5 protein-coding genes are annotated in these 4,136 nt (G+C 69.8%); 3 read left to right on the plus strand and 2 right to left on the minus strand.

The window, feature by feature from the left end; genetic code table 11:
- Positions 1 to 296 precede the first annotated feature (296 nt).
- Positions 297 to 710: an Rrf2 family transcriptional regulator gene (locus VFM98_RS02025; RefSeq protein ID WP_325108218.1), complete on the minus strand. Its 414-nt coding sequence runs from the start codon at positions 708 to 710 to the stop codon at positions 297 to 299.
- Entirely contained in the window at positions 707 to 1,165 is a 459-nt protein-coding gene (locus VFM98_RS02030) for a GNAT family N-acetyltransferase (RefSeq protein WP_325108219.1), read from the minus strand. Before VFM98_RS02030 ends, VFM98_RS02025 begins: the two co-directional genes overlap by 4 nt.
- 169 nt (positions 1,166 to 1,334) lie before the next feature.
- Here VFM98_RS02030 and VFM98_RS02035 point away from each other — a divergent pair, with 169 nt between their 5' ends.
- The 3 genes from VFM98_RS02035 to VFM98_RS02045 form a co-directional block, all read left to right on the plus strand.
- The gene (locus VFM98_RS02035) at positions 1,335 to 2,495 is read left to right on the plus strand and encodes an ABC transporter substrate-binding protein (protein WP_325108220.1); all 1,161 of its coding nucleotides are present in this window, start codon (positions 1,335 to 1,337) and stop codon (positions 2,493 to 2,495) included.
- Positions 2,496 to 2,517: 22 nt separating this feature from the next.
- Entirely contained in the window at positions 2,518 to 3,393 is an 876-nt protein-coding gene (locus VFM98_RS02040) for a branched-chain amino acid ABC transporter permease (RefSeq protein WP_325108221.1), read from the plus strand.
- The coding region (locus VFM98_RS02045; RefSeq protein ID WP_325108222.1) for a branched-chain amino acid ABC transporter permease at positions 3,368 to 4,136 on the plus strand (769 nt) is incomplete at its 3' end. The genes VFM98_RS02040 and VFM98_RS02045, both read left to right, overlap by 26 nt.

Below are 4,136 nucleotides of genomic sequence, written 5' to 3' on the forward strand. Positions count from 1 at the left end.
TCGGTTTCGCTGCCGCAGCATGGCTACGCAGCGAAGCGAAGCGAGCCATGCGTACGTATCGAACTCCCGGCTTCTGTTTGAACGGAGCGTTTGCCGCTCGCGGCAAACGCGCAGTGAGTTATGCGGGGCGGCAGCGGAACCGATTTTCCGGGGAAGTCCGCGCGACAGCGCGGACCGGCACCATCGCGGACACGCACCGCGCACCGCCCGCCGCGACGCCCCCCGTTCTCCGGGAAGGAGCCAGATACACCCCCCGCAGCGGCCAATGAAGAGCGCCCGCGTGCAAAGCCTACGTGTTACTCGGCGCTCTCCTGCCGCTCCACCAACCTCAACATCGTCGCCACCGTGATCGAACTGAACGTCGCGCGCGTGATCTCGTCGATTTCCGCCAGCACCTGGCCGATCGCGCGGTCCACGGGGGTCTGCAGTTCGCCGTGCTGGTGCGAGGTCGGCGAAAAATCCTCGAACAGCTGGATGATGTCCATCAGCGTCAGCCGCCGCACGTTCGCGGTGAAGCGGTAGCCGCCTCCCACGCCGCGCACCGAGGCCACCACGCCCGCGCGGGCCAGTTCCGCCAGCACCTTGGCGAGGTGGTGCGCCGAGACGCCGTACTTGTCGGCGATCTCCGAAGCCGGGATGTGCCGCTGCGGATCGGCGGCGAATTCCATGACGCTGTAGAGCGCCAGCAGCGTGTTGACCTGCAGCTTCATGCGCGTGCCTTCGCCGCTGCCGGCAACTCGAGCTCGAGCGGAATGATGGGCGCGGCCATCATGCCCTGGCTGCGGAAGAAGGACAGCACCAGCGTGTTGTCGCGCGACAGCATCGTGCGCAGCTTGCGCACGCCCGCCGCACGCAGCGCCTCGCAGAAGGCCGTCATCAGGCGCGAGCCGATGCCTGCCAGCCGCGCCTCCTGCGAGATGTTGATCGCGAACAGCCAGCCGCAGGGCGGCGAGCCGAACTCCCAGTCGCGCACCTCGCCGATCACGAAGCCCACGATCTCGCTGCCCGTCACGGCAACCAGGAACCAGCTCTGCTCGCCGCGCACGGCTCGGCCGTAGCGCTTGTAGACGCGCTCCCAGTAGTCGCGCTTCTCGAGCCCGGTCTCCTGCGCGTCGAGCGCGATCACCTGGTCGAGGTCGCTGCGGCGCACGGCGCGCACGGTCACCGCACCGGAGGTGGGCGGGATGGGGGGCCGCGGTCGTCGGACCGAGGGTAAGCGTGGGGTCGGGGCGCGCTTCACTTTGTGTCAGATCAAGGAATTCCGGCATCAGGCTACCACAATGCCCCGAACCCCGGCCACTGCACGAGTCGGGGTCAACACAGGAGACAAAGCAATGGGCCTTTCCACTCTCTCGAGGGCCGCCGCGCGGCCCGTCCTGGCGGCTCTGGCGCTTGCGGGCGCTGCCGTGTCGGTGCAGGCACAGGAGGCGATCCGCATCGGCGCCTTCCTCTCCGTCACCGGTCCCGCCGCCTTCCTCGGCGATCCGGAACTCAAGACGCTCGAAATGTACGTCGAGCGCATCAACGCCGAAGGCGGCGTGCTGGGCCGCAAGCTCCAGCTCGTCTCCTACGACGACGCCGGCGACGCCGAGAAGGCCCGCACCTTCGCCAAGCGCCTGATCGAGCAGGACAAGGTCGACCTGATCGTCGGCGGCTCCACCACCGGCTCCACCATGGCCGCCGTGCCGCTGGCCGAGCAGTCGGGCACGCCCTTCATCTCGCTCGCGGGCGCCGTGCCGATCGTCGAGCCGACCAAGAAGTGGGTCTTCAAGACGCCGCACACCGACCGCATGGCCTGCGAGAAGATCTTCGCCGACACGCAGGCGCGCAAGCTCACCAAGGTGGCGCTCATCTCCGGCAGCGGCGGCTTCGACAAGTCCATGCGCGCCGAATGCGTGAAGGTCGCCTCCAAGTACGGCGTGGACCTGGTCGCCGACGAGACCTACGGCGCCAACGACACCGACATGACCGCGCAGCTCACCAAGATCAAGGCCAGCGGCGCGCAGGCGGTGCTCAACGCCGGCTTCGGCCAGGGCCCGGCCATCGTCACCCGCAACTACCGCCAGGTCGGCCTCACCCTGCCGCTGTACCAGTCGCACGGCGTCGCCTCGCGCGAGTTCATCAAGCTGGCCGGCCCCGCCGCCGAAGGCGTGCGCCTGCCCGCGGCCGCCCTGCTGGTCTCCGACATCCTGCCGGCCAGCGACCCGCAGAAGCCGGTGGTGAGCAATTACCGCAAGAGCTACGAGGACAAGTTCAAGACCGACGTCTCCACCTTCGGCGGCCACGCCTACGACGGCCTGATGCTCGCCGTCAACGCGATCAAGGCCGCCAAGTCAACGGACAAGGCCAAGGTTCGGGACGCGCTGGAAGCCACCAAGGGCTACGTCGGCACCGGCGGTGTCGTCAACATGGGCGCGAACGACCACATGGGCCTGGACCTCACCGCCTTCCGCATGCTGGAGGTGAAGGACGGCAAGTGGTCCCTGGTGAAGTAAGAGCGAGCCGCGCGAGCAAGCCATGGGCGCAGCCTGGCTCCAGTTCGTCGCCAGCGGCCTGACCACGGGCGCGATCTACGCGCTGGTCGCGCTGGGCTTCACCATCGTGTTCAACGCCAGCGGCGCGATCAACTTCGCGCAGGGCGAGTTCGTGATGGTGGGCGGCATGAGCGCCGCCACCCTGGCCGCCGCCGGCGTGCCGCTGCCGCTGGCGATCCTGCTGGCGGTGGCGGTCGCCGTGGTCGTGGCGCTGCTCATCGAGCGCATCGCGATCGCGCCGGCGCGCCACGCCGGCACCGTCACGCTGATCATCATCACCATCGGCGTCTCGCTGTTCCTGCGCGGGCTCGCGCAGCTGGTGTGGGGCAAGGGCGTGTTCCGGCTGCCGGCCTTCACGGGCGAGGAGCCGATCGCGTTCGCGGGCGCCACCCTGCTGCCGCAGAGCCTGTGGGTGCTGGGCGGCGCCACGGTGGCGGTGCTGGCGCTGCGCTTCTTCTACGGCCGCACGCTGGCCGGCAAGGCGATGCTGGCCACCGCCTTCAACCGCCTGGCGGCGCAGCTGGTGGGCATCAACACGCGCGCCGTGCTGTTCGCGAGCTTCGGGCTCGCGGCCCTGCTCGGCGCCGTCGGCGGCGTGCTGATCGCGCCCATCGCGTTCACCTCCTACGACGCCGGCATCATGCTGGGCCTCAAGGGGTTCGCAGCCGCCATGCTGGGCGGCCTGGGCAGTTTTCCCGGCGCCGTGCTGGGTGGCCTCGTGCTCGGTTTGCTCGAGGGGCTCGGCGCCGGCTTCGTCTCGTCGGCCTACAAGGACGCGATCGCCTTCGTGGTGATCCTGGCCGTCCTGTTCTTCCTACCCGGAGGTTTCCTTGGTGCCCGCAGCAGCGACCGCGTCTGAGGCGCCCGCCCCCGCGCGCGCCTGGCTGGCCCGCCCGCGCAGCGGGGGGACGCTGCTGCTGGCGGCGCTGGTGGCGCTGGCCCCGCTGGTGCTGCCGAACAACTACGCCTACGAGATCGCGATCCAGGTCGCGATCAACGCGGTGGTGTGCATCGGCCTCAACCTCCTGATCGGCTACGCGGGCCAGATCAGCCTGGGCCACGCGGGCTTCTTCGCGCTGGGCGGCTACGCGAGCGCGATCTTCGCCTCGCGCTATGGCGTACCGGTGTGGCTGTCGCTGCCCGGTGCCTGTGCCGCGGTCGGCGCGCTCGCCTACCTTCTGGGCCGGCCCACCCTGCGCCTGAAGGGCCACCCGCTCGCCATGGCGACGCTGGGGCTGGGCGTGATCATCTCGATCGCGATCACCACCGAGGATCGCTGGACCGGCGGCCCCGACGGCATGCAGGTGCCGCCGCTGGTGCTGTTCGGCCTCGCGGTGCAGGGCGAGCAGGTCTGGTACTGGATCACCGGCGCGCTGCTGGTGGCCACCGTGTGGCTGGCCTTGAACCTGATCGACTCGCCCAACGGCCGCGCGCTGCGCGCCCTGCACGGCTCGGAGGTGGCGGCGCAGACGCTGGGCATCGACTGCGCGCGCTTCAAGCTGCAGGTGTTCACGCTGTCGGCCGTGCTCGCCGCCCTGGCCGGGGCATTGACGGCGCACTACGCCGGCTTCATCACGCCGGCCAAGGCCTCGTTCCTGCACT

It is taken from the genome of Ramlibacter sp., from assembly GCF_035706265.1.
GTDB lineage: Bacteria > Pseudomonadota > Gammaproteobacteria > Burkholderiales > Burkholderiaceae_C > Ramlibacter.

Bases quoted from the DNA above. Each gene is read 5' to 3' on its own strand.
- VFM98_RS02025 (WP_325108218.1), bottom strand. From the start codon at position 710: ATGAAGCTGCAGGTCAACACGCTGCTGGCGCTCTACAGCGTCATGGAA.
- VFM98_RS02040 (WP_325108221.1), top strand. From the start codon at position 2,518: ATGGGCGCAGCCTGGCTCCAGTTCGTCGCCAGCGGCCTGACCACGGGC.
- VFM98_RS02035 (WP_325108220.1), top strand. From the start codon at position 1,335: ATGGGCCTTTCCACTCTCTCGAGGGCCGCCGCGCGGCCCGTCCTGGCG.